This window comes from Phycobacter azelaicus (genome assembly GCF_014884385.1).
Classification (GTDB): Bacteria; Pseudomonadota; Alphaproteobacteria; order Rhodobacterales; family Rhodobacteraceae; genus Phycobacter; species Phycobacter azelaicus.
The window spans coordinates 3,122,751-3,145,089 of record NZ_WKFH01000003.1 but is presented as its reverse complement, the minus strand read 5'-3'; the positions used below and the strand labels follow the sequence as shown (position 1 = coordinate 3,145,089).

Annotated in this window: 20 protein-coding genes and 1 pseudogene; 7 read left to right on the top strand and 14 right to left on the bottom strand. The window is 58.8% G+C overall.

The genetic code is table 11. The features are described 5' to 3' along the window. Position 1: 1 nt before the first annotated feature. The 5 genes from INS80_RS16210 to INS80_RS16190 all read right to left on the bottom strand — a co-directional run bounded on the left by INS80_RS16210 (position 2) and on the right by INS80_RS16190 (position 5,693). The gene (locus INS80_RS16210) at positions 2-1,672 is read right to left on the bottom strand and encodes a tetratricopeptide repeat protein (protein WP_192966620.1); all 1,671 of its coding nucleotides are present in this window, start codon (positions 1,670-1,672) and stop codon (positions 2-4) included. A gap of 59 nt (positions 1,673-1,731) precedes the next feature. Next, positions 1,732-2,931 (bottom strand): MFS transporter, encoded by a 1,200-nt coding sequence (locus tag INS80_RS16205; RefSeq protein ID WP_192966619.1) that lies wholly within the window; start codon positions 2,929-2,931, stop codon positions 1,732-1,734. 182 nt (positions 2,932-3,113) lie between these two features. After that, positions 3,114-3,488, bottom strand: coding sequence for a potassium channel family protein (locus INS80_RS16200; protein WP_192966618.1), 375 nt, complete (start codon positions 3,486-3,488; stop codon positions 3,114-3,116). Positions 3,489-3,500: 12 nt separating this feature from the next. Continuing rightward, a complete protein-coding gene (locus INS80_RS16195) occupies positions 3,501-4,169 on the bottom strand; it encodes a DsbA family oxidoreductase (protein ID WP_192966617.1) in 669 nt (222 codons plus the stop codon). A gap of 15 nt (positions 4,170-4,184) precedes the next feature. Further along, positions 4,185-5,693 carry a class I adenylate-forming enzyme family protein gene (locus INS80_RS16190; RefSeq protein ID WP_192966616.1) on the bottom strand — a complete coding sequence of 503 codons (1,509 nt, stop codon included), beginning with the start codon at positions 5,691-5,693 and terminating at the stop codon, positions 4,185-4,187. 64 nt (positions 5,694-5,757) lie between these two features. Here INS80_RS16190 and INS80_RS16185 point away from each other — a divergent pair, with 64 nt between their 5' ends. After that, complete coding sequence (locus INS80_RS16185; RefSeq protein WP_192966615.1) at positions 5,758-6,381, top strand: helix-turn-helix domain-containing protein; 624 nt, start codon at positions 5,758-5,760, stop codon at positions 6,379-6,381. 10 nt (positions 6,382-6,391) lie between these two features. Here INS80_RS16185 and INS80_RS16180 read toward each other — a convergent pair whose 3' ends face one another. Together INS80_RS16180 and INS80_RS16175 are read right to left on the bottom strand one after the other, a co-directional pair. Next, the gene (locus INS80_RS16180) at positions 6,392-6,634 is read right to left on the bottom strand and encodes a hypothetical protein (protein ID WP_192966614.1); all 243 of its coding nucleotides are present in this window, start codon (positions 6,632-6,634) and stop codon (positions 6,392-6,394) included. A gap of 114 nt (positions 6,635-6,748) precedes the next feature. Further along, complete coding sequence (locus INS80_RS16175; RefSeq protein ID WP_192966613.1) at positions 6,749-8,566, bottom strand: extracellular solute-binding protein; 1,818 nt, start codon at positions 8,564-8,566, stop codon at positions 6,749-6,751. A 333-nt stretch (positions 8,567-8,899) separates the two neighbouring features. Here INS80_RS16175 and INS80_RS16170 point away from each other — a divergent pair, with 333 nt between their 5' ends. Next, positions 8,900-9,673, top strand: coding sequence for a 3-hydroxybutyrate dehydrogenase (locus tag INS80_RS16170; RefSeq protein ID WP_192966612.1), 774 nt, complete (start codon positions 8,900-8,902; stop codon positions 9,671-9,673). A gap of 58 nt (positions 9,674-9,731) precedes the next feature. Here the strand turns inward: INS80_RS16170 and INS80_RS16165 are convergent, their stop codons facing one another. From INS80_RS16165 to INS80_RS16150, 4 genes and pseudogenes are all read right to left on the bottom strand, one after another. After that, positions 9,732-10,415, bottom strand: a complete 684-nt coding sequence (locus tag INS80_RS16165; protein WP_192966611.1) for a DUF502 domain-containing protein — start codon at positions 10,413-10,415, stop codon at positions 9,732-9,734. 92 nt (positions 10,416-10,507) lie between these two features. Next, positions 10,508-11,422 carry a pseudouridine-5'-phosphate glycosidase gene (locus INS80_RS16160; protein ID WP_192966610.1) on the bottom strand — a complete coding sequence of 305 codons (915 nt, stop codon included), beginning with the start codon at positions 11,420-11,422 and terminating at the stop codon, positions 10,508-10,510. Continuing rightward, positions 11,419-12,339 (bottom strand): PfkB family carbohydrate kinase, encoded by a 921-nt coding sequence (locus INS80_RS16155; protein WP_192966609.1) that lies wholly within the window; start codon positions 12,337-12,339, stop codon positions 11,419-11,421. The genes INS80_RS16160 and INS80_RS16155 overlap by 4 nt, the downstream gene beginning before the upstream one ends. A gap of 57 nt (positions 12,340-12,396) precedes the next feature. Continuing rightward, a pseudogene (locus INS80_RS16150) lies at positions 12,397-13,089 on the bottom strand (DUF4198 domain-containing protein); the annotation flags it as partial. A gap of 106 nt (positions 13,090-13,195) precedes the next feature. Between INS80_RS16150 and INS80_RS16145 the strand changes: the two are divergent. Further along, complete coding sequence (locus INS80_RS16145) at positions 13,196-14,338, top strand: HupE/UreJ family protein (RefSeq protein WP_192966608.1); 1,143 nt, start codon at positions 13,196-13,198, stop codon at positions 14,336-14,338. Between the two features lie 5 nt (positions 14,339-14,343). Here INS80_RS16145 and INS80_RS16140 read toward each other — a convergent pair whose 3' ends face one another. Continuing rightward, a complete protein-coding gene (locus INS80_RS16140) occupies positions 14,344-14,976 on the bottom strand; it encodes a thiamine phosphate synthase (RefSeq protein ID WP_192966607.1) in 633 nt (210 codons plus the stop codon). A 177-nt stretch (positions 14,977-15,153) separates the two neighbouring features. Here INS80_RS16140 and INS80_RS16135 point away from each other — a divergent pair, with 177 nt between their 5' ends. The 3 genes from INS80_RS16135 (at position 15,154) to INS80_RS16125 (ending at position 18,593) form a co-directional block, all read left to right on the top strand. Continuing rightward, the gene (locus INS80_RS16135) at positions 15,154-15,900 is read left to right on the top strand and encodes an RNA methyltransferase (RefSeq protein WP_192966606.1); all 747 of its coding nucleotides are present in this window, start codon (positions 15,154-15,156) and stop codon (positions 15,898-15,900) included. A gap of 70 nt (positions 15,901-15,970) precedes the next feature. Then, positions 15,971-17,119 carry a heme A synthase gene (gene ctaA, locus INS80_RS16130; protein WP_192966605.1) on the top strand — a complete coding sequence of 383 codons (1,149 nt, stop codon included), beginning with the start codon at positions 15,971-15,973 and terminating at the stop codon, positions 17,117-17,119. A 4-nt stretch (positions 17,120-17,123) separates the two neighbouring features. Next, positions 17,124-18,593: a carboxypeptidase M32 gene (locus INS80_RS16125; RefSeq protein WP_192966604.1), complete on the top strand. Its 1,470-nt coding sequence runs from the start codon at positions 17,124-17,126 to the stop codon at positions 18,591-18,593. Positions 18,594-18,673: 80 nt separating this feature from the next. Here the strand turns inward: INS80_RS16125 and INS80_RS16120 are convergent, their stop codons facing one another. Next, positions 18,674-19,024, bottom strand: coding sequence for a DUF6614 family protein (locus INS80_RS16120; protein WP_192966603.1), 351 nt, complete (start codon positions 19,022-19,024; stop codon positions 18,674-18,676). A 129-nt stretch (positions 19,025-19,153) separates the two neighbouring features. Continuing rightward, positions 19,154-21,871 (bottom strand): DNA gyrase subunit A, encoded by a 2,718-nt coding sequence (gene gyrA, locus INS80_RS16115; RefSeq protein WP_192967311.1) that lies wholly within the window; start codon positions 21,869-21,871, stop codon positions 19,154-19,156. 194 nt (positions 21,872-22,065) lie between these two features. Here gyrA and INS80_RS16110 point away from each other — a divergent pair, with 194 nt between their 5' ends. After that, on the top strand, positions 22,066-22,335 hold the full coding sequence (locus INS80_RS16110) for an usg protein (RefSeq protein ID WP_192966602.1): 270 nt from the start codon (positions 22,066-22,068) through the stop codon (positions 22,333-22,335). The last annotated feature ends 4 nt before the right edge of the window (positions 22,336-22,339 follow it).

The window sequence follows — 22,339 nt, the reverse complement described above, 5'->3', positions numbered from 1 at the left end:
TCTATCCGCAGCATTCCGGTTTCATGGCTATCTGAGCGCAGCCGCAGGAGGCCATGACACCGTCAGACCGTGCTTGCGCCAGATCCAGTTTCAGCTTGATGTGCTGGATTTCCACCTGCTCCCCGCGCGTAGCCAGACAGTCGTGCAAGCCCTTGAGGCTCCACACATTATCTGGATGAATTGACGCGCGGGGCAGGCTGCAATCCAGCCCCAGATCGGCGCGGTAGACCGCCTCAGCCTCGTCGATATGACCCTGCTCGAACAACAGCGCCCCAAGCGCGTGACGGGTTGGCTGCATCCAGCCCCAAGGTTCGTCGTAGGGAAGGTTGTCGTCCAGCGTGACCGAGCGGCGCAGATGCGCGTAAGCCACATCAAAGTTGCCCTTGCGATACTCAATTTCACCCCGCAGCATCTCTTTTGCGATTTCAAGCAAGTCAACGACACGGTTGTTGTGCATCAGGCGAGTGTCGGGCACCCGATCCTTGGCCGCGAGAAAAAGCCTTTCTTCCTCCTCAGCGCGCGCGACATCGCCGGTGGCTGCATAGCCAAGGGCGCGCGCGTAATGGGTGGTTGCAGTCAGGGTCAGGAACAGATCCTGATCCTCTGGCAGCTCCAGCGCCTTGGCCTCATCCCAACGGCCAAAGCGGATTAGGATATGAGGGTGCATCGCCATGTAGCTTTCGAAATAGTCCGCCATGGGAGGGCTTTCGATGCGCAGCATGTCTTCGGGGACCGTGTCCCACAGGCCCTGGTTGGCCCGCAAGGCCGGTTCGATTTGTCCAAGGAAAAGAGCGCCGTAGATCGCGAAGTGATAGTCGTGCATACGGTAGCCGGTGTAGATGTTATGGGCACCTTCGCGAGTGTAATATTTAAGATCTGCCTCGATCGCCTTTTCGTTCCAATAGACCACGTCGCGATACTGACCACATAGGACGTCAATATGCGTCGGCATGTGAACCAGATGCCCGGCATCGGGCACCAAGGTTCGCAAAACATCCCCCGCCTTCAAAGCTTTTTCCGGCGTTGGCGACATCTCCATCAGGTGCACATATAAGTGTAACAGGCCAGGATGCTGCATTGCATGTGGCACGGTGTCAAAGGCGGCCTCCAGAACCTCCTGGGCTTCAAGCGTGGCAGCGCCTTTTGCGGGCGCGCCGGTTTTGAGATCCCACATTTTCCAGGGCGTGAGGTTCAGCAGGCTTTCAACATAGACACAACGCAGATCCAGATGATCAGAAACCTCAGCGAATCCCGCCCGCATTACATCGGCAAAGGCATGATCCCAAAGGTGCATTTCGTCTACGGGCGCGCGCTCAGGGTAGCGGGCAGCCAGCGCCTCGACCAGAACGCGTTCAGCTGGTGTACAGCCCTCTATCCGCGCCAGTGCGGTCTGCGTGGCGTCATATGCGATCGCCAGCGCCTCGGCCCGAGTTGCGGGATCGTGTAACTCCCACGGCATGTTGTAATTCGGACCAGAGGCATAGGCGAGGCCCCAGTGCGCCATGGCACAACCTGGATCTGCCTCGATTGCACGGCGGAAACAGGCGCAGGCTTCCTGGTGGTTATACCCATATGTCCAGATCAATCCGCGATTGAACCAAAGCTGCGCAGCAGCAGACTGAGTGGTTACGGGGCAGGCATAATCGCCCAGATCATAGTAGGAATCCGCCATGAAAAAACCTCTCCAAATTGTTGGAGAGGTTAGGGAAGCGGTACCGCGCCTTCAAGTCGCTAAAGAACCGGTGATCGCGCTTCGACACGCGCCATATGAAGCATGAGAAGGAAGCCGAGACTGGACATGGCGAGGATCCCAGCGGTCAACGGCAGCAATGAGCCATCAAAAAGCAGCCCGACCGGTGCGGCAATGGCTGCGGCAGCAACCGTCGAAATCGCCCCCATGACCGAGGCCGCCATGCCTGCGATGTGACCCATTGGCTCCATCGCCATTGCGTTGAGGTTGCCGAGGGTCACACCCGCCATGAAGAACACGCTGGTCTGCCAGCCCACAAACAGGGCAAAGGCCGTGGAACTATCCAGCGGCAGGCTTTCCTGAACCAGCATCGCAGCCGACAGCATGATCTGTGCGCCCAATGCCCACGTCACCATGCGCCGCATGCCAAGGCGCACAACCAGAACAGCGTTCAACAGGCTTCCTGTCCCGGCAATCAGTGCCACAACAAAGAACCAGTACGGGAAACTCTCGGCCCGGTCGAAGACCACATCATAGGCTGGTTGCACCATCGTGATCATGGTGAAAAGCATCCCGAGGCACAGGCACTGGGCCAGAATAGACAGGCGCACCGTTGGATGAGAGATCATCTCCTTCAGGGCATTCACCATCAGGGAAACGCGCATCGGGCGCCGAGCGGATTGCGCAAGTGTTTCCGGCAGCCGTATCCCCATCCAAAGTGCAATGATCACGGCGAAGGCTGCAAAGGCGACAAAGATCCCGCGCCAGCTGGAGAAGGCGATGATGCCGGCCCCAAGGAGCGGTGCAATTGCGGGGACAAGGGTGAAGATCATCATTGCAACCGACACAACCCGCGCCATCTCGCGGCCCGAGTACAGGTCTCGCACCACGGCCATGGCCACCACCCGGGGGCCAGCGGCCCCAAGCCCCATGGTCAAACGGGCCAGCAAGGCCAGTTCCAGCGACTCGGCAGCCCAAGCGGCGGCTGCGGACACAATATAAAGCGCAATGCCGCCAAAGATGACCGGGCGACGGCCAAGCGCATCAGACAGCGGACCGGTAAAAAAGGTACCGACCCCCATGCCCAGAACGAAGGAGGTAATGATGAGCTGCGCCCGATTCACATGATCGGGACTGAGCGTCTGGCCAATTTCCGGCAGCGCCGGGAGCATGGCATCGATCGAAAAAGCGATCGTTGCAAACATCATCGCGATAAGGGCAACAAATTCGCCCTTAGACATCGGGTTTGATGTGGGGCTTGAAAGGGATTGTGACATGAATGACCTCTTGCACCGCTTCAGAAGGATTCGGAAATCGGATCCAATCCGGGCGGTGCCATGGTGGCGTTATCATGAATATCCGGGCAGGGCCAGAACCGAGCCCGCACAGTGGGCTGTGCGTGGCTGCGCGAGAGGTTGTGACTCTAGCGTTTTCCCGGCTCAAAAGGGGCCGGATCAGGGCAGTCATCTTCGTTTGCTGGCGGTACCTCGTGGTGGTGGCGTCCCAGCCGCGCCACGAGCCATTCGCTTTGTTCTTCGCGTTTCTGGATCTGATAAAGCGCGAACTCGCGCATCGCCAATGCAAAAACGCCAAGCCCACTGAAAATGAGAACCATCGTCCCGATCTTCCCGGCCGCCGTCACAGGCACCAGATTGCCGTAGCCAACGGTGGAAATAGTAACCACGGTAAAGAAAAGGCTGTCCAGGATGGTCCATTTTTCAAAGTAGTGGAAATACGCCGTACTGAGGGCAATGATGCCGATCAGGGTCGCAAAAATACTGGAACGCTTAAACGGCATCGGGGGCCTGTTCTATTCGGGCGCGGGAGCGGATTTGATTTGCTCAAGAATATCCGCGATGACCTGTTTCCACAACTCGGGCGGCTGAGCGCCTGGAACCGCGTGCTGATTTGCCACAATGAAGGTCGGAACCGAGTTGACGCCCATCTTGCGAGAGTGGGCATCGCGGGTCCGTATATCTTCCCGGTCGTTTTCACCTTCAAGGAGCTTGAGAACCACATCACGCTCCATCCCGATATCATCCGCAATGTCAGCAAGGATTTCAGGATCCCCGATATCCTGACCTTTGGTGAAATAGGCGGAAAAGAGTGCATCGACAGCTTCGGTCTGTTTACCTTCGATCCCGGCCCAGTGGATCAGACGATGCGCATCCAGCGTGTTAGGAGTACGCTGCATAGCTTCAAAATCAATGGATAAACCGGCCTTCTCCGCGTGCTCCACGACAGGGGCATAGGCTCGGACCGCGCCGTCCTTGCCGCCAAACTTTGCCTCCAGATAGGCGCGTCGGTCCATGCCTTCATCCGGCATGTCAGGGTTGAGTTGAAAGGGGTGCCATTCGATCACGAAAGGATGGTCCGGGATCTCGGCCAGAGCCTTGTCGAGATTGGCCTTGCCAATGTAGCACCAGGGGCAAATCGGGTCCGAGAGAATGTCCAGCTTGACCATCGTGTCTTGTGTCATAAGGCAATCCTTTGGTTATCGGGTGAAATGGGCGGGCAGGGCGCGCCGAAGCAATTTGCCGTTTGCGCCCGTCGGCAATGCCCCTATGCGCACATAGGCACGTGGCTGCTTGTAACGCGCCAGCCGCTCTGCTGCAAAGGCCTCAAGCTCCTTGGTCTCAAGATCGTGAGGACCGGTGTAAAAGGCCACGATGATATGTGTGTCAGCTTTGACTTCGACGGTTGTGACGCCGACCTGAGTTATGCCGGGGTGTGCCGACAGGGTTGTTTCGACCTCAATCGGAGAAACACGAAAGCCGCCGGCGTTCATCATGTCATCAGCGCGCCCCAGGTAGGTGATCTGCCCATCCTCAGCCATGGCACCTTGGTCCCCGGTCAGGAACCAGTCGCCTTGCATACGAGCCTCGGTTTCCTCAGGAGCATTGATATATCCGAGCATCAATCCAGGATCACTACGGTGAATGGCGATGGTGCCCTCAGCGCCGCGCGGGACAGGGCCGTCAGGGCCAAGGATGGCGACGCGGCGTCCGGACTGTGGCCGCCCCAGAGCATCCCCGCGAGCCGGGTGAGCCGGGCAGGCAGATATGAATGTCGAGCATTCCGACATTCCGTATGCCTCATAAAGCGGCGTACCGCTGCGCGCCCTCCACAGCTCGGACAGGTGGCGGGACAGTTTCTCGCCAGCGCACAGACCATGCCTGAGATTGGGCAGCCCAAACGCGCTCTCTTGGCTGAGAAGCTTTCTATAAACGCCTGGCGCAGCAGCAAAAATGCTGGCTCTACTGCTGTTCAGAAGCTCCGGCAGGGCATCGGTTGGGGTATCGGGGTCCGGGATGAGCGCCGTTGCCCCAATCGCCCAAGGGTCCATCAGCCCGGTTCCCAGGGTAAAGGTCCAGTTGAACGCACCCGCATGAAGCAGCCTGTCATCCTGCCTCAGATCATACCAGTCGGCGACCATCATCTGCCGTGCCCAGATCGCGCGATGGGCATGGGCAACAGCGCGGGCCGATCCGCTGGTTCCCGAAGTATAGACGACATAGGCGAGGCGGTTCGGATCCCCCATGTCATAGGCGCAAGGCGGACACGCGCGCATCGCTTCAAGGTCCGATAGAAGGACTTGCCTGGGATGGTCGGCACATACGACCTGTGGATCGCGCAGCACTGCGGCGACATCCAGATCCTGCATGATTTTGGCGGTTTCCGGTTCGGTCAACTGCGCCGAGGTGGGAACCGGGATCACTCCCACTGCGATGGCCCCGAGATAGGCAATCGGGAAATCCACAGTATTTCCTAGACGCATCAGCGCGATATCACCGGGTTTCAAACCGGCTTCCAGAAGACCTGTACCGGTCCCCCGCACAGCGGCCTCAAGTTGCGCATAGGTCCAAATCATGCTCGTTGAGGCGCCAAGCACCTCAAGCGCGGATTTGGCGGACAGCTCGCTGGCATGGCGCAGCACATGCGCAGCAAGGTTGAATGGAGACGGGCAGGCCTCAAAGGGTCCGGTATCATGTTCAGAGATCATGCGCCTTGGCTATCGCGGCATGTGGCGCGTTGCAAGCGGCGGCGGCTCGTCCTATAGAAACGCAATGACGGATCGCGACCCCAAAACCCTGATCAGCATTGCCCGCGCAGGCGGCGACAGCGCCCAGGCGGAACCCCTGGATCTTGGCGCGCGCGTGCGCGAGTTACGCAAGGCACGTGACTGGACCCTGGAGCATGCCGCCAATCAGGCTGGATTGGCCCGATCGACCCTGTCCAAGATTGAGAACGGACAGATGTCCCCAACCTATGACGCCCTCAAGAAACTCGCAGTTGGGCTAGAGATTTCTGTTCCGCAACTTTTCACGCCGCCGCAACGCGAGCAGGTGAATGGGCGGATGACAATTACCAAGTCCGGAGAGGGCTCAGCGCAGGCCACGGCCACATACGAGCACGAACTTCTTGCGGATGGGCTGACTCGCAAGCAGATGTTGCCGTACCGGGCGCGTGTACGTGCGCGGTCGATGGAAGAGTTTGACGGCTGGGTGCGTCATGACGGGGAAGAGTTTCTGTACGTGCTGACGGGCGTGATCCGGCTTTATACCGAGTTTTACGAGCCGGTTGAGATGCGGCGCGGCGACAGCGCCTATTACGATGCGGCCATGGGCCACAACGTGATTTCGGTCAGCCCCGAGGATGCGACCATTCTGTGGGTGACGTCTCTGTCTTAAGTTCCTCAAATTAAATCATATCTGCTTCGAGGTCGGGTTCCAGTTCAGCATGGAGACTTTCCCAGAACAGGAAATCGTCAGCCTCTTCACGTGCTTCTGTCAGCGTCAGATGATGGGACTGTGCCAAGTATGCGACAAAGCCGTCCTTATCCCGTATCGGACAGGGCGCAAGACGGCGCTGGAGATAGGGAAAGCGTTGCTTGGCGCGGGGAAAACGCACGGCCCAACTGGCAGTGGCAAAATGCTCCGACATTTGTTTCTCCCCACGCGACCATCACTACTACCCGCCCATATCGTAGCAAAACTGGAAAAAAAGGAAACATTTCTGTTTCAACCGCCGCGATCTGTCTGAGGGCAGACAGCTACGCTATCGCGGCTGGTACCACCAGACATGGGGAAAGAACTCGCTACGGTCGCCGTAGATTGGCAGCTCCTCAGGGTGCCGCAGCTCTTTCACATGGGCAATACGTCCCTTGTCGTATTGCCAGATCGGGATGACATAGCGGCCCGAAATCAGCACGCGATCAAGCGCACGCACCGCGGCAGTAAAAGCTTCGGCGCTCTCTGCCGTGAGCATATGGTCGATCATCGCTTCGACCGCCGAACTGTTGATGCCCATCAGGTTGCGGCTCCCCGGCTGATCCACGCCGGCGCGGCCCCAATAGAGCCGTTGCTCGTTTCCAGGACTTAGCGACAGGTCGCGCCGCACACGGGTCAGATCAAAATCGAATTCAGACTGCCGCGCCACATATTGTGCATTATCAACCAGTTCAGGGATCAACCTGATGCCAAGACGCTCGAGCGCGCGGGCGTAGATTTCCACCACCGTCTTCATTTCGCTATCGCCCTGGCGCAGCAGCACCGACAGCTCAAGAGGCTTGCCCTCGGAATTCTTCAATACGCCGTCCTGCACCTGCCATCCGGCCTCAGCCAGCAACCCAACGGCTTGGCGCAGGTTCCTTCGGTTACGGCTGGTGCCATCGCTTCGCGGCAAATCATAGCCTTCGAGCGCGCCGGGCAGCAGTTCACTCCGAAACGGCTCGAGCAGGGCACGGACTGCGCCTGTGGCTGGCCCGGGGACCATGGCCAGCGCCGAGTTGGAAAAATAGGACGTAATCCGAGGCTGCACGCCGCCGGTGATCGTGCCGTTGATGTACTCGAAGTTGAACGCCAGGAGCAAGGCTTCGCGCACACGCCAGTCATTGAGCGGCGCACGGCGGGTATTGAAGGCAAGCCCGGTGATTCCCGATGGGCGCTGATGCGGGATCTCGGTTCGTATGATGTCGCCGCTCTGTGCGGCGGGGAAGTCATAGGCGGTTTCCCATTTGTCCGGGTTGAACTCTCGGTAGGCACTCAATTCTCCCGCCTTGAAGGCTTCGAACAGCACGGTTTCATCGCCAAAAAAATCGATACGCAGTTCATCGAAGTTCTGTGTGCCCCGGCGCAACGGGAGATCGGCGCCCCAATAGTCCGGATTGCGCGTGAACGTCACAAAGCGACCTGGCTCAAAGTCACTCAAGACATAAGCGCCCGTTCCGATGGGCGCCTCACTCAGTCCGGATGCCGCAAAGTCCTTGCCGACCCACTGGGCCTTTTTCAGTATCGGGCGCAGACCGGCGATCAGGGCCAACTCACGATCCTCTGTGTTGAACGTGAGCCGGACAGAACGCGGACCGGTTTGTTCAATCTTGTCAACCTTCGACCAAAACCCGCGATATCGCAGGTGTCCTTCGGTCCCGAGGGTTTCGTAGGACCAGATGACATCTTCAACGGTCACCGGACTTCCGTCTGAAAAACGCGCTTGCTCTCTCAGTGTAAATTCGACCCAAGAGCGATCTTCGGGCACTTCAAGTGATTCGGCCAACAGCCCATAAAGGGTAAAAGGTTCATCCCAGGACCGCCCCATGAGGCTTTCGTATCCCCAGAACCTGAGTTGCCACGGTGGGGTGCCCTTCTGTGAAAAGGGGTTGAGAGTGTCAAAACCACCCGTATTCCCAACAACAAGGCGGCCACCTTTTAAGGCGCCAGGGTTAACATAGGGTAAAGATTTGAAGTCAGCCTCAAGCGCAGGTTTTCCATACATTGCAATGGCATGCGATGATTCTGCGGTTGCAAAACTGGTTGAGGCAACGAGGGCGATTCCGGCCAATAGGGCCCGTGCCGCAGAGAAATATTCTGGTCTCACTTTGGCAACAATCCCATTCTATCCTTATTTTGCTGAGCCTTAACGGTAGAGGCTAATCTTGTTCTTTTCAAACTTTTGGCTTGGAGGGAAGCAATAAATTGCGTATAAAGAAGTCACTGCTCGATAGGTTTCTTGCCTGTATGAAACCTGCCTCAATAACTGGACGCCCGCTTCGCGCGGGCGTTTTTTTTGGGGGTTCCTTCAATGTTTGGATCCGAACATTGAAGAAATCGCGGCATCCTTCTTGTTTCATCCGTAGTCCTGCGCGTTTTCTTCGCAGTCGCCCCGTGGCAAGGTGCGGCAACCAAACTCAGTGCGAAGGAAAGCTGAACCATGACATTGAAGGGCAAGACAGCGGTCGTGACGGGATCCAATTCCGGCATCGGCCTTGGAGTTGCGCGCGAACTGGCGCGTGCGGGTGCGGATGTGGTCCTCAACTCATTCACTGAGCGGGATGAAGATCACGCGCTAGCCAACGAAATCGCCAAGGAGTTTTCTGTATCGGCACGGTACATCAAGGCGGATATGTCCAAAGGAGACGAGTGCCGCGCCTTGATCGATCAGGCAGGGGCCTGCGACATCCTGATCAACAATGCCGGCATTCAGCATGTGGCCCCAATCGACGAATTCCCGTTCGACAAATGGGACGCGATCATCGCCATCAATCTGAGTTCTGCCTTTCACACCACCGCGGCAGCGCTGCCCTTGATGCGAGCCGCCGGATGGGGCCGTGTGGTGAATATCGCTTCGGCCCATGGGCTAACGGCCTCTCCTTACAAATCGGCCTATGTGGCCGCCAAACACGGGGTTGTCGGCATGACCAAGACCGTGGCCCTGGAAACGGCCGAAGAGGCAATCACGGCCAATGCCATCTGCCCAGGCTACGTGTTGACCCCACTGGTTGAGGCGCAAATCCCCGACACGATGGCAAAGTACAACATGGGTCGGGAAGAGGTGATCAAGAAGGTCATGCTGGAACGCCAGCCATCGCGTGAATTCGCCACGGTCGAACAGCTGGGCGGCACGGCCGTGTTCCTGTGTTCTGAGGCCGCGGCTCAGATCACCGGCACCACGATCAGTGTTGATGGCGGCTGGACCGCTTTGTGATTAACAAACTGGCGGGTCACAAATTGGCCCGCCAGTTCGATATCTTGTCGTGGAAAGCTCAAGCTTTGGCCGGGGGCTGGCTCGGGTCCTTGGCATTCGGGTAGACGAGACCGGCGGAGATCACGAGTTTTGCGGCATCCTCGACCGACATCTCCAGCATGGTCACATCTTCTTCCGGGACAAACAGCAGAAAACCGGACGTGGGGTTCGGCGTGGTCGGGATGAATACGCTCATGAGCCCACCGGAGGTCTGCGCGCGATGTGCAATCTCACCTTTTGCCTTGGTGGACACGAAGCCGATAGCCCATACGCCACGCCGCGGGTATTCGATCAGGCAAGCCTTGTCAAAGCTGCTCTCGGCCTGAGCAAAAACCGTTTCCGAAATCTGCTTGATCCCCGAGTAAATGGACCGCACCACCGGCATCCGGTCCACCAGGTTCTCTGCAAAGGTGATAAGGGATCGACCGATGATCCCCTTTGCAACCCAGCCAACCATGATCGTGAACAACAGGAAGATGATCAGCCCGACGCCACGCAGATTTATTCCGATGTATTCCTCGGGGCGCAGGTTGTTCGGCACCAGCGGCAGAACCACACCATCTATCCAGCCCATCACGGTCCAAAGAAGCCACAGCGTAAGGCCGACAGGCGCAATGACCACGATACCGGTCAGAAAGGACGAACGCAGCCGCGCCAACAGGCCCGGCTTGCGATGGGGTTCTTGGTCAAAAGGAGTAGTCATCGCGTGTGATTGTACCGCAGAGGCAAGGTTGATGGCGGAAACCTATGCACTGTTATTTGGCAGGGCAATGGGGCGGGTCCTGAAAACAGTTGTCAGCGGGCGATTACGTTCAATTCTCGTGCAATTTCCGCGGCGAGACGGGCGTTGTTGCGCACCAATGCAATGTTCGCCACCAACGAGCGCCCCTCGGTCAGCTCAAATATGCGCTGCAGAAGGAATGGCGTGACGTTTTTGCCAGTAATCCCCTGCCGGTCAGCTTCGTCCTGTGCCTGAGAAATTACAGGCGCCAAGACCTCGGCCGGGATCTCCGCGTCGGATGGGATGGGGTTGGCGATCAACTGCCCGCCAGGAAGATCCATGGCACGCCGCATGGCATGGGCGCGGGCGATTTCTGCCGCACTGTCCATCCGCAAAGGCCCCCTCAGGTCGGACTGCGCAGACCAAAAGGCCGGAAAGGCGTCTTGACCATAAGAAATGACCGGAACCCCTTGGGTTTCCATCACTTCTAGAGTTTTGGGAACATCCAGAATTGCCTTGGCGCCTGCTGCGACGACGCTTACCGGGGTCTGGGCCAGTTCCAACAGGTCGGCAGAGATGTCAAAACTGGTTTCAGCCCCCTTGTGCACGCCGCCGATACCACCAGTCGCGAAAACCTCGATCCCGGCGATGCGCGCGGCAATCATGGTGGCGGCAACCGTCGTGGCGCCGGTACCACCGGTCGCAATACAGGCGGCGATATCTGCGCGAGAGACCTTGGCGACATTCTTGGCCTGACCCAGTGTCTCCAGTGTTTGGGCCTCAAGGCCGACGTGCAGCGTGCCCTCAAGCACAGCCATCGTGGCCGGTGTCGCCCCCGCCTCACGTACGTCTTGTTCGACCTGAGTAGCCGTTTCGACGTTCTGTGGGTACGGCATACCGTGTGTGATGATCGTGCTTTCCAAAGCCACTAGAGGCAGGCCCTCGGCCCGGGCTTTTGTGACTTCGGCAGAAAATTGAATGGGGATCACAGCGGGGGTTCTCCTGAAACGTAACTTGCGGCAGCCGCCAGCGCCGAGGCAAGCGCCGTACTGGGCGCTTCTCCACGTGCCTCGGCTGCGATATGAGCGGCCATGAATGTATCGCCAGCGCCGGTGATGCGGGCCACGCTGACCCTTGGCGGCTCAAGCGTGTGGATCTCCTGTCCGTCTGCCTTGGTGGCCGCGCGGCTGCCATCGGTGACCAGCACACGCGCCGCGCCACGGTCCAGTAGTGCATTTGCTGCGACCTCGCTGTCGCTGAAACTGTCCTGACAGAGCAGGCCCGCCTCTTCGAGGTTGACATAAAGCGTTCCGCGCCCGCGCTGCAGGAAGGGGCGCAGACGCTCTGCTTTGCCGGGGGATGCGGGCGCCACCCGCAGATCCGCAGTTTCAAAGGCGGGGCTGGCGGCGATCTCATCCAAAAGAGAGAGGGTCAGATTGCCGTCAAGGGCAATTGGACCGGAATAGGGTGCAGCCTCGGAGCCCAAAGCGCCGTCAAAAAGCGGCCGCAGGATTTTGGCACCGGCTGCTTCAAGGGAATGGGCATCGGCGATGGCCGCGATCAGACCATTTGCCCCCTCAACAGCCATGTACCTGTCGGTCGGCAGATCTTCGGAGCGATAAACGTGACGAGCATCAAGGCCCAGGTGCCCACACGCCGCGATCAGCTCTTCTCCTTCGGGGTCTCGGCCCACGGCACTCAGAAGAATGGGTGCCATGCCAAACCGGGCCAGAGTCATAGCAATGTTCATGGCAACGCCGCCCGGAAGGCGGCTGATCCGCCCCGGCATGTCTGAGCCGCGCTGCATTTCGGCTGGGCAGCGGCCGATAATATCCCACAAAACGGACCCGATGCACAGGATCCGATCGGCGTCCGCCTTGGGTTGGAGAGAGGGCTCATGCGTCATCATGTCCCCCTCATGCCGCCTTTCGCAGCGCCCCGCAAGCGCGATCGCGACCGCGCCTCAGGGCACCGCAAACGTCAGCGCCGCCCAAAGGGTCTCCCAAACGGCGCCGTCGTCCGGATCGGCTGCACGCAGGACCACTGCATCCAGCAAATACTCGTGGCCAGGCTTTACGGGGATGTTCACGCGACCGCCTGCATCAGTTTGCGTCAGAAACACAGAAACACTGCCATCCTGACCGCGCTCAAACACCTCAACTTGCGCATTCGCGCGCGGCTTTCCCTGATACAACAGCAAGACGGGCAGGGCGCCTGCGGCCATGGTGTAGGGGTTGTCCTGGGCAACAAACTCCGTCTCGAGTCCTAGTGCGCGGTCCGACCCCGCACCCGCACCTACAGCGATCAACGCCTTGGCATGTCGGCTATAACGCTCGGCAAAATCCTCAAAAGGAAGGCCGCGTTCTGCGTGTCGCACGCGAATATTGGCAAAACCCTTGTGCTGCGCGAAAACATCGAACTTCTCCCAGGTCTTGTATACGAGGGTCTCCGGCTTGGTTTCATGTACGATTGCAAAGAGGCCAGGTTCGACAGGCTGAAAGGTCAGCGCCGGAAGGTCCCCCATCCGCCCTTGATAGGGCGCGACCGTATCGCCTGAGACAATGTCGAACCGTTTGGTACGGGTCTGAAAATAGGGCAGCCGCGCGCCCTTGAAGGTTTCACCGTTCATCAGATCCGCCGCGACTGGCTCATCACCTGTGACGCGATAGCTTTAGGGTTCGATCCAAAATTCATGCGCGAGGGCTGGAACTGTGCCCGCCATGACGCTAGCAATAATTACAAACGGAAACAGGCGATTTTTCATGACCAGACTTCTTTATCCACTGCGCCTCAACGTGATTTTAATCGCCCTGCTGTCAAGCTTGGGACTATGGATGCCGGAGCAGGCACAAGCCCATGAGGTGACGCCAACCATTGCCGACTTTGCAGTCGAAGGCGGTGAATTGCAAATGCAACTGCGGCTGAATGCCGAAGCTTTTGTCGCGGGCATAGACCTGGACACTCATCAGGACACCGATGAATCCGGACAGGCCGGGGATTATGATCTGCTTCGCGCGTTGCCTCCCGAAGAACTGAGCCCCATGCTCCGCCTCTTTGCCGAAGATTGGGTCAAGACGATCAACTTGGAAGCAGGGACTTCGGTCACGCTTGAGCTGAAGGATGTTCGGATTGCTCCTGTCGGAGATCTGAATGTTCCACGCGAAAGTTTCTTGGATCTGATTGCACCTCTGCCATTAGGCGCGGACGTGATGAATTTGACTTGGTCGGCAGGCTCGGGCGCGGTCGTTTTGCGTCAGAACGGTGTTGATGCGGCTTACACAGGTTACTTGCAGGGCGGCGAAAACAGCGGCCCTATAGCGCTTGCAGGGGGCTCCGCGCTTGCCCCCTATGAGGCCTTTATCTCCTACATACCTGTGGGGTTCGATCATATCCTGCCGAAAGGGCTGGATCATATCCTGTTTGTCCTCGGGCTGTTCTTTCTGAGCACCCGGCTGCGGCCGCTGATCTGGCAGGTCAGCGCCTTTACTGTGGCCCATACCATCACACTGGCCTGCGGAGCCCTTGGGCTGGTCACGGTGAATCCCGATATAGTGGAACCGCTGATTGCCGCTTCGATTGTTTTTGTGGCAGTCGAGAACATCTTTTCCCGCCGTCTGCACAGTTGGCGCACAGCGGTGGTCTTTGGGTTTGGCCTTTTGCACGGATTGGGCTTTGCCAGCGTCCTTGAGGAGTTTGGTCTCCCACAATCGCAATTCATTTCAGCACTGATCGGGTTCAACGTTGGCGTTGAGCTGGGGCAGCTTACGGTGATTGCGCTTGCCTACCTGTTGGTGGGCTATTGGTTCGGCAATCACCCCAAATACCGCGGCCGGGTGGCGATACCCGCCTCAGTGACCATCGCGTTGATCGGTGGCTACTGGTTCGTGGAGCGCGTCTGGCTTTAGCCTCGTCAGCCCATCGCCTTGACAAAGGCTTGCAGGGCGGTGGCAGGATCATCGGTGCGCCAGATCTCATCCCCAATTCCAAAGAAATCGGTGAAGGGGGCGAATTGGGCGATCAACTCCTCGGTCAAACCGCCTTCGGCCACAACAGGGACTTCGATCATTTCCGACCACCACTGGAACAGATCAAGCTGAGCCTGAGCGCCATCACCAAGGCCAGAGGTCCCGATTGGACCGAAGCTCACGTAATCCGCGCCGGCCTCTCCGGCGGACATCCCATCATGGCGCGAGGCGGCGCAGAAACTGCCGACGATGGCATCGGCGCCAAGCGCCTTTCGGGCACTGCGAACGGATTTGGACGCATCGCTCAGATGCACACCGTCAAGACCCAGCCGCTCCGCCAGGATCTGATGGTCCGAAATCACGATGGCCACGTCTCGTGCATGGCACACCTCGCGCAGGGCGTCACCGGCTCGGCTGAGCGTATCTTCATCGCGGCTCGCCATATCCAGGCGCACGCAGGCGACCTCAACACTGTCGAGCACCTTTGCCAGTTGATCCGGGAACCGGCCCAGTTCAAAACTTGGCGGCGAAATCAGATAGATCTGTGGCGTTTCTACAGTGTCCGCGGCGGTGGTCATGACGGGCGCTCCTGTTCTTTCATGGCAGGTGTTTAACGCATCTTGCGCCGGACGCAAGGACACGCCGTGCTTGTCCGGGTTTCATTGGCCGCCCGGCAAGCCTTGCCGATCCCGCGCCCTGCCATTAGAGCAGGGAAAATCGCCTGCAATTGCCCCAGGGGCGCAACGGAGAAAGACATGCCCAGCGAGACCCCTCAGCCCGCCTTTGTTCTGGTTCGCCCGCAGATGGGTGAGAACATCGGCGCCGCCGCCCGCGCCATGTGGAATTTTGGCCTGGATCGGATGCGCATCGTGGCGCCGCGTGATGGCTGGCCGAACCCGAAATCGGTGGCCATGGCTTCGGGCGCGGGCAGGCTGCTGGACGAAGCTCAGCTGGCGCCGGATGTGCCCGGGGCGCTTGAGGATTGCTCCTTTGTCTTTGCCACCACGGCCCGCCCAAGGGAGCTCACCAAACCCGTCTACAGCCCTGAAGCAGCAATGAAATTGGCGCTGGAAAAGATCCGGGGCGGTGAAAAAGTCGCCGTGATGTTCGGCCCCGAACGAGCTGGCCTTGAGAATGATGATATCGCCAAGGCCAATGCCATCATCACCGTGCCGGTGAACCCCGAGTTCCCCTCGCTGAACCTGGGCCAATGCGTACTCCTGACCGCTTATGAATGGCGCCGCCAGGCCGATGAGGTGCAGCACGAGGTCTTTGATATCGGCAAATCCGACTGGGCCACGGGCGTCGAGGTAGAAGCGCTGGTGAAACACTATGAGGATCGCCTGGACGAGGCTGGATACTTCTTCCCGCCGGAAAAGGCGCCGGGCATGAAGGTGGTCTTCCGCAATCTTTTCAGCCGCATGCGTCTGACGCGCGCCGATGTGCAGATGCTGCATGGCATAATGCGGCAGATGGTCCGCTGGAAGAAAAATGGCGAATGACCCCTGACCGGGGGCCAAGGATGATCTATATCTCGCCCGCAAGCGTGACCCGCAATCAAGAGAGACAAGCATGAGCAGCAAGCGCAGTATCTTTGAAGAGGTAAATGAGGCGCAGCCCGCACAGAAGGCCGCCCAGCCGGGTGTCATTGATCGTGGCAGGGGCGGTGCACGCAGGGCGATCCGCCTCTGGCTGATGGTTCTGTTTGGTTTGGTCATGGTGATGATTGCAGTCGGTGGCTTGACGCGACTGACCGACTCCGGGCTATCGATCACGGAATGGCGCCCCGTGACCGGTGCAATCCCGCCCATGAGTGAGGCGGACTGGCAGTCCGAATTTGAAAAATACAAGCAGATCGACCAATGGCGCATTCAAAACCAGTGGATGGAACTGGCTGATTTCAAAGTCATCTACTGGTGGGAATGGGGGCATCGCCAGCTTGGCCGGGTGATTGGCCTTGTCTGGGCCGTGGGCTTTTTCGGCTTTCTTGTTGCACGCAAGATCCCCGCAGGATGGGCCGGCCGACTGGTTTTGCCCGGCGCCCTTGGCGCCGTACAAGGAGCGATCGGATGGTGGATGGTGGCCTCAGGGGTGACCCAGGGTGAGGGCATGACCTCAGTCGCGTCTTACCGTCTGGCAACACATCTGGGCCTAGCCTTCGTCATCCTTGGCTTCCTCGCCTGGTACGTGTTCCAGCTGGGGCGAGAAGAGCGGGAGCTGATGCAAGCGCGGCGCGCAAAGGAAACCAAGCTTTTTGGCCTGTCTACAGGGCTTTTGCACTTTGCGTTCCTGCAAATCCTACTCGGCGCACTGGTTGCGGGCATTGATGCCGGCCGTTCCTACACCGATTGGCCGCTCATGGGTGGGCAGATCATCCCGCCGAACCCGTTGATGCTGGAGCCAGTCTGGAAGAATTTCTTTGAAAACCCGGGTTTGGTGCAGTTCATTCACCGCGTGTGCGGCTATCTTCTCTTTGCATTTGCCGTTGTAGTCTGGCTGCGCGGGCGGGGCAGTGCCCACGCTCAAACGCGCTTCGCCTTCAACGCGGTCTTTGCGGTTCTGTCGGTGCAGATCGTACTCGGCATTGTGACCGTTCTCTACGCTGCGCCCTGGCAGGCGGCGATCCTTCATCAGATCGTTGCTGTGATCCTTTGGGTGCTGATCCTGCGGGCTCGCTTCCTGGCCGCATATCCCATTGCAACCTCGATCAAGGATTACTGATCCCATGACTGCATTTGAACGGCTAATGGCCTATGAACGCGACACGCAGGCCTTGTCGCAGATTTCGGGCCGCCTGGGCTGGGATCAGGAAACGATGATGCCCCGCGGCGCCGCAAGCCAGCGCGGCATCGAGATGGCTGCGCTCGAGGCGGTCCTTCACGCCCGCCGTAGTGCGCCTGAGGTTGGCGAATGGCTTGAAACCGCCCAGGCCCCTGATGAAGTGGGCGCAGCTCACTTGCGTGAGATCCGGCGGAGCTATGAACGCGCGGTCAAGGTTCCCGGCGATCTGGCCAAAAAACTTGCTCAGGTCACATCCGAAGCGCAAGGAAAGTGGGCGCAGGCCCGTGCGGATGAAGATGTCGCCGCCTTCGTTCCGGTTCTCGAAGAAGTCGTCGCGCTAAAGCGCCAGGAGGCTGAAGCCCTTGCCGCCGACGGCGAGCTTTATGATGCGCTGGTCGCAGACTATGAGCATGGTACAACCTCGGCCGAGATTGCTGCGATTTTTGATGCGATGCGCCCGGCGTTGGTGGACCTGCGGGCCCGTGTGCTGGATCGCCCTGCGCCGAGAGGGCTGGAAGGCAAGTTCGACGAGGCGGTGCAAATGAAACTGGCGCGCAAGCTGGCGCGCGCCTTTGGCTATGACATGGACCATGGCCGTGTCGACAAGGCCGTACACCCGTTCAGCTCTGGTTCTGGGCTCGATGTTCGGATCACGACACGGACGAGCGAGAGCGACCCGTTCAACTGTTTTTACTCGACCATTCACGAGGTCGGTCACGCCGCCTATGAGCAGAACATCAGCCGGGACTACCTTCTCACGCCGCTGGGGCGCGGTGTGTCCATGGGCGTGCACGAAAGCCAGAGCCGGATTTATGAAAACCAACTGGGGCGCAGTCGCGCCTTCACCGGCTGGCTGTTCGATCAGATGAAAGACAGCTTTGGCGATTTCGGGATCGCCGATGCCGATGCCTTCTACGCGGCGGTGAACAAGGTCCACAATGGTTATATCCGCACCGAAGCGGATGAGCTGCAATATAACCTGCACGTGATGCTTCGTTTCGATCTGGAACGGGCATTGATGCAGGGCGATCTGGAGGTGAAAGACCTGGAAGCGGCTTGGAACGACCGGTTCGAGGCTGATTTTGGCTACGCCGTCGATAAGCCGTCCAATGGCTGTTTGCAGGACGTGCACTGGTCAGTGGGACTGTTCGGGTACTTCCCGACCTATTCTCTGGGCAATGTCTATGCTGGCTGCCTTCATGAGGCGCTTCGACAGGAGGTCCCCGATCTGGACGCGCAGCTTGCCAAGGGCGATACTTCAGCGGCGACCGGCTGGCTGGGGCAGGCGTTGCAACAACACGGTGGCCTGCGCAGCCCGAAGGACACCATTGCTGAGGCCGCTGGAATGGTTCCTGATCATGCGCCGTTGCTCAACTATCTCGAAGCGAAGTTTTCTGCGATCTACGATCTCTAGTCGTCGCAAAAGCAAAGGCCGGATCAAACGATCCGGCCTTGTATCAGTTCGCGGTGAGGTATCAGTTCGCGCTTAAGCCGCTAGATGAGCGCCATGCGTTCAGCCCGTTCCGGATCCGGGAATGGCCGATACAGACCAAAGTCCGACCGGGCCACCAACGCGGAAACGTTTGCATATAGCTTCTCGATTTCCTCGTCCTTTTCGCCCAGCACGCGAAAGGCCTGATCCAGCTGAGTCATGTTCTCGAACTCGATCTCCAGCAAAAAATCGCGGCAGGAATCGCTGGCCAGATTCAATTTGCGGCGCAACAGGCGCCAGCCTTTGATCACCTTGCGCTCCTTCAGGTAGGACATCCACTGGTCCACCGCGCTGGAAAAGGCCAGCGCCTTGGCCTCGTGATGCAGGTCGATATAGCAATGATACAGGTTCATCGGGCGCTCCCTCCCGTAAAGAAAAACGTTTGTGCAGGAGCGTAGGGAAAATTGTTTAGTCTTTCGTAAAGAGAGGCGCCGCCCCGGCTTGGGACGGCGCCTGATCTGTCAGCGAATCTAATTCGGCTCTCAGCCTTCGTCGCCTTCACCTTCTTCTTCATCGCCGCTGTCTGCGATCCAGGCGACCGAGACGACCTCTTCGCCCTTACCGGTGTTGAAGACGCGCACGCCGCCCGCCGAGCGGGAGCGGAAGGAGATGCCTTCGACCGGCACCCGGATCGACTGGCCCTTTGAGGTTGCCAGCATGATCTGGTCTTCCAGTTCCACCGGGAAGGACGCCACCAGTTCCCCGCCGCGCATTGCCTTATCCATGGCGGTAACACCCATGCCGCCACGCCCACGCACGGGGTAATCATGGCTGGAGCTCAACTTGCCCTGGCCGCCCTTGGTGATTGTCAGGATCAGGTTCTCGGCTGCGGACATCTCAGCATAGAGTTCAGTCGAGAAGTTGGGATCTGCGACCACATCCTCGTCCGAGCCCTCTGCTTCGTCGGCAATCCCGGCCATGGCGCGGCGCATTTTCAGATAGGCGGTGCGCTGCTCTGGCGTGTACTTCGAGTGGCGGATCACCGACATCGAGACAACCTCATCGCCCTCGTTAAGTTTGATGCCGCGCACCCCAACTGAATTGCGGCTGTTGAACACGCGAACTTCGGTCGAAGGAAAGCGGATCGCGCGCCCGGTGTTGGTGACCAGCATGATGTCATCGTCTTCGGAACAAATGCGCGCATTGATCAGCTTGGTGTCGGCATTCTCATCTTCGAACTTCATGGCAATCTTGCCGTTGCGCATCACATTCGTGAAGTCAGACAACCGGTTACGACGCACAGTTCCAGCGGAGGTGGCAAACATGATCTGCAGATCGGCCCATTCATCCTCGGCCCGGTCGACAGGCATGATCGCCGCGATAGACACACCGGTCGGGATCGGCAGGATGTTGACGATTGCCTTGCCTTTGGAGGTGCGGCCACCCTGCGGCAGGCGCCAGGTCTTGAGCTTGTAGACCATGCCGTCGGTGGTGAAGAACAGGAGCTGCGTGTGGGTGTTGGCCACAAACAGGGTGGTGACCACATCCTCTTCCTTGGTCTGCATACCAGAGAGGCCCTTCCCGCCGCGCTTCTGCGCGCGGAAATCGGCCAGCGGCGTGCGCTTGATATAGCCACCCGAGGTCACGGTCACCACCATGTCCTCACGCTCGATAAGGTCTTCGTCCTCCATGTCACCGGACCAGTCGACAATCTCCGTGCGGCGGGGGACGGCGAAACTCTCGCGCACTTCGCGCAGCTCATCGGCAATGATGCCCATGATCCGCTCACGGGATCCAAGAATTTCGAGGTATTCCTTGATCTTGGCAGCTAGTTCTTCCAGCTCGTCGGTGACTTCCTTCACGCCGATCTGGGTCAGGCGCTGCAAGCGCAGTTCAAGAATGGCACGGGCCTGAGTTTCCGAAAGGTTGTAGGTGCCATCGTCATTCATGGTATGGGTCGGATCGTCGATCAGGCGGATGTAGTCGGCAATGTCCATAGCCGGCCAACGACGGGTCATCAGCTTTTCACGCGCCTCGGCCGCGTCCGCCGATGCACGAATAGTTGCAACGATTTCATCCACGTTGGATACGGCAACCGCCAGACCACAGAGGATATGGCTGCGCTCGCGCGCTTTTCGCAAAAGGTACGCCGTACGGCGCGCCACAACGTCTTCGCGGAAATCAATGAAAGAGGTCAGGAACTTGCGCAAAGTCAGCTGCTCTGGGCGGCCGCCGTTCAGAGCCAGCATGTTGCAACCAAAGGAGGTTTGCATTGGCGTGAAGCGATAAAGCTGGTTCAAAACCACCTCGGCCGTTGCGTCGCGCTTCAGCTCCACCACCACACGCACCCCGTTGCGGTCGGATTCATCCTGCACATGGGCAACGCCTTCGACCTTTTTCTCACGGACCTGTTCCGCGATCTTCTCGATCATGGAAGCTTTGTTCACTTGGTAGGGAATCTCATCCACAACAATGGCGTAGCGGTCTTTCCTGATCTCCTCCACCCGGGTCTTGGCGCGGATGATGACGCTGCCGCGCCCCTCAAGATAGGCCTTGCGTGCGCCAGAGCGGCCCAGCATCACGCCCCCTGTGGGAAAGTCGGGTCCGGGCACATATTCGATCAGCTGTTCGCTGGTCAAATCGGGATCCTCGATCAGGGCAAGGGTCGCATCGACAACTTCACCAAGGTTATGAGGCGGAATGTTGGTCGCCATCCCAACCGCGATCCCGCCGGCGCCATTGACCAGCATGTTCGGAAAACGGGCCGGCAGAACAGTCGGTTCGCGGTCCTTGCCGTCGTAGTTGTCCTGAAAATCGACGGTTTCCTTGTCGATGTCGGACAGCATGAAGGCGGCGGGCTTGTCCATCCGCACCTCGGTGTAGCGCATCGCCGCCGGGTTATCACCATCCATGGAGCCGAAGTTGCCCTGACCGTCCAGAAGCGGCAGCGACATGGAGAAATCCTGCGCCATGCGCACGAGGGCATCATAGATCGCACTATCGCCGTGGGGGTGATATTTACCCATGACATCGCCCACGGGACGGGCCGACTTCCGATAGGCTTTGTCGTGGGTGTTACCGGTCTCGTGCATCGCATAAAGGATGCGCCTGTGCACAGGCTTCAACCCGTCGCGCAGGTCGGGAATGGCCCGGCTAACAATCACCGACATGGCGTAATCGAGATAGGAGGCCCGCATCTCAGATTCTATGGAAACCGTCGGCCCCTCGTAAACCGGCTTTGACGGTTGATTTTCATCCATGTTTTCAGGAGTTTCCGGCGTATCGCTCACGTTTGCTGCCCGTTCTTTTCTGGGGGTCTGTCTTGTGTCACGACACCCTATCAGACACCGCATGTGGGGCGCAAGCAGGGCAGCGTGTTCCGGCGGCTTTGGGGTCTTTTAATACTTTGATGTCTAGAATTTGACTTGGGGGGCTTCGAAAGAGGAGACCACAGATGGAGTTGAGCGAAACCGAACTCATGCTCAAAGGCTACGGCCTGACCACGGCCGAATTCATCTACCACATGCCAGACCATCCGCACGTCCTGAATACCTTTCTTTGGCAGGACTACGATCTCGCCCCTGACCACGACCGGATGTTCAAGTTCATCGAATTCTGGCAGCGCGAGATCGAGGGGCCGCTGCATTCGGTCCGTTTCACGCATCGTAAGATGATCAGCGCAGGGGAATGGCGTCACGTGACTGGCGAATTCACCATTCACTGAACAC

Coding starts and splice junctions, on each gene's coding strand:
- INS80_RS16185 (WP_192966615.1), top strand. CDS start 5,758: ATGACGGATCGCGACCCCAAAACCCTGATCAGCATTGCCCGCGCAGGC.
- INS80_RS16195 (WP_192966617.1), bottom strand. CDS start 4,169: ATGACACAAGACACGATGGTCAAGCTGGACATTCTCTCGGACCCGATT.
- INS80_RS16145 (WP_192966608.1), top strand. CDS start 13,196: ATGACCAGACTTCTTTATCCACTGCGCCTCAACGTGATTTTAATCGCC.
- INS80_RS16165 (WP_192966611.1), bottom strand. CDS start 10,415: ATGACTACTCCTTTTGACCAAGAACCCCATCGCAAGCCGGGCCTGTTG.
- INS80_RS16180 (WP_192966614.1), bottom strand. CDS start 6,634: ATGTCGGAGCATTTTGCCACTGCCAGTTGGGCCGTGCGTTTTCCCCGC.
- INS80_RS16210 (WP_192966620.1), bottom strand. CDS start 1,672: ATGGCGGATTCCTACTATGATCTGGGCGATTATGCCTGCCCCGTAACC.
- INS80_RS16140 (WP_192966607.1), bottom strand. CDS start 14,976: ATGACCACCGCCGCGGACACTGTAGAAACGCCACAGATCTATCTGATT.
- INS80_RS16120 (WP_192966603.1), bottom strand. CDS start 19,024: ATGAACCTGTATCATTGCTATATCGACCTGCATCACGAGGCCAAGGCG.
- INS80_RS16135 (WP_192966606.1), top strand. CDS start 15,154: ATGCCCAGCGAGACCCCTCAGCCCGCCTTTGTTCTGGTTCGCCCGCAG.
- gyrA (WP_192967311.1), bottom strand. CDS start 21,871: ATGGATGAAAATCAACCGTCAAAGCCGGTTTACGAGGGGCCGACGGTT.
- ctaA (WP_192966605.1), top strand. CDS start 15,971: ATGAGCAGCAAGCGCAGTATCTTTGAAGAGGTAAATGAGGCGCAGCCC.
- INS80_RS16125 (WP_192966604.1), top strand. CDS start 17,124: ATGACTGCATTTGAACGGCTAATGGCCTATGAACGCGACACGCAGGCC.
- INS80_RS16170 (WP_192966612.1), top strand. CDS start 8,900: ATGACATTGAAGGGCAAGACAGCGGTCGTGACGGGATCCAATTCCGGC.
- INS80_RS16205 (WP_192966619.1), bottom strand. CDS start 2,931: ATGTCTAAGGGCGAATTTGTTGCCCTTATCGCGATGATGTTTGCAACG.
- INS80_RS16155 (WP_192966609.1), bottom strand. CDS start 12,339: ATGACGCATGAGCCCTCTCTCCAACCCAAGGCGGACGCCGATCGGATC.
- INS80_RS16200 (WP_192966618.1), bottom strand. CDS start 3,488: ATGCCGTTTAAGCGTTCCAGTATTTTTGCGACCCTGATCGGCATCATT.
- INS80_RS16110 (WP_192966602.1), top strand. CDS start 22,066: ATGGAGTTGAGCGAAACCGAACTCATGCTCAAAGGCTACGGCCTGACC.
- INS80_RS16190 (WP_192966616.1), bottom strand. CDS start 5,693: ATGATCTCTGAACATGATACCGGACCCTTTGAGGCCTGCCCGTCTCCA.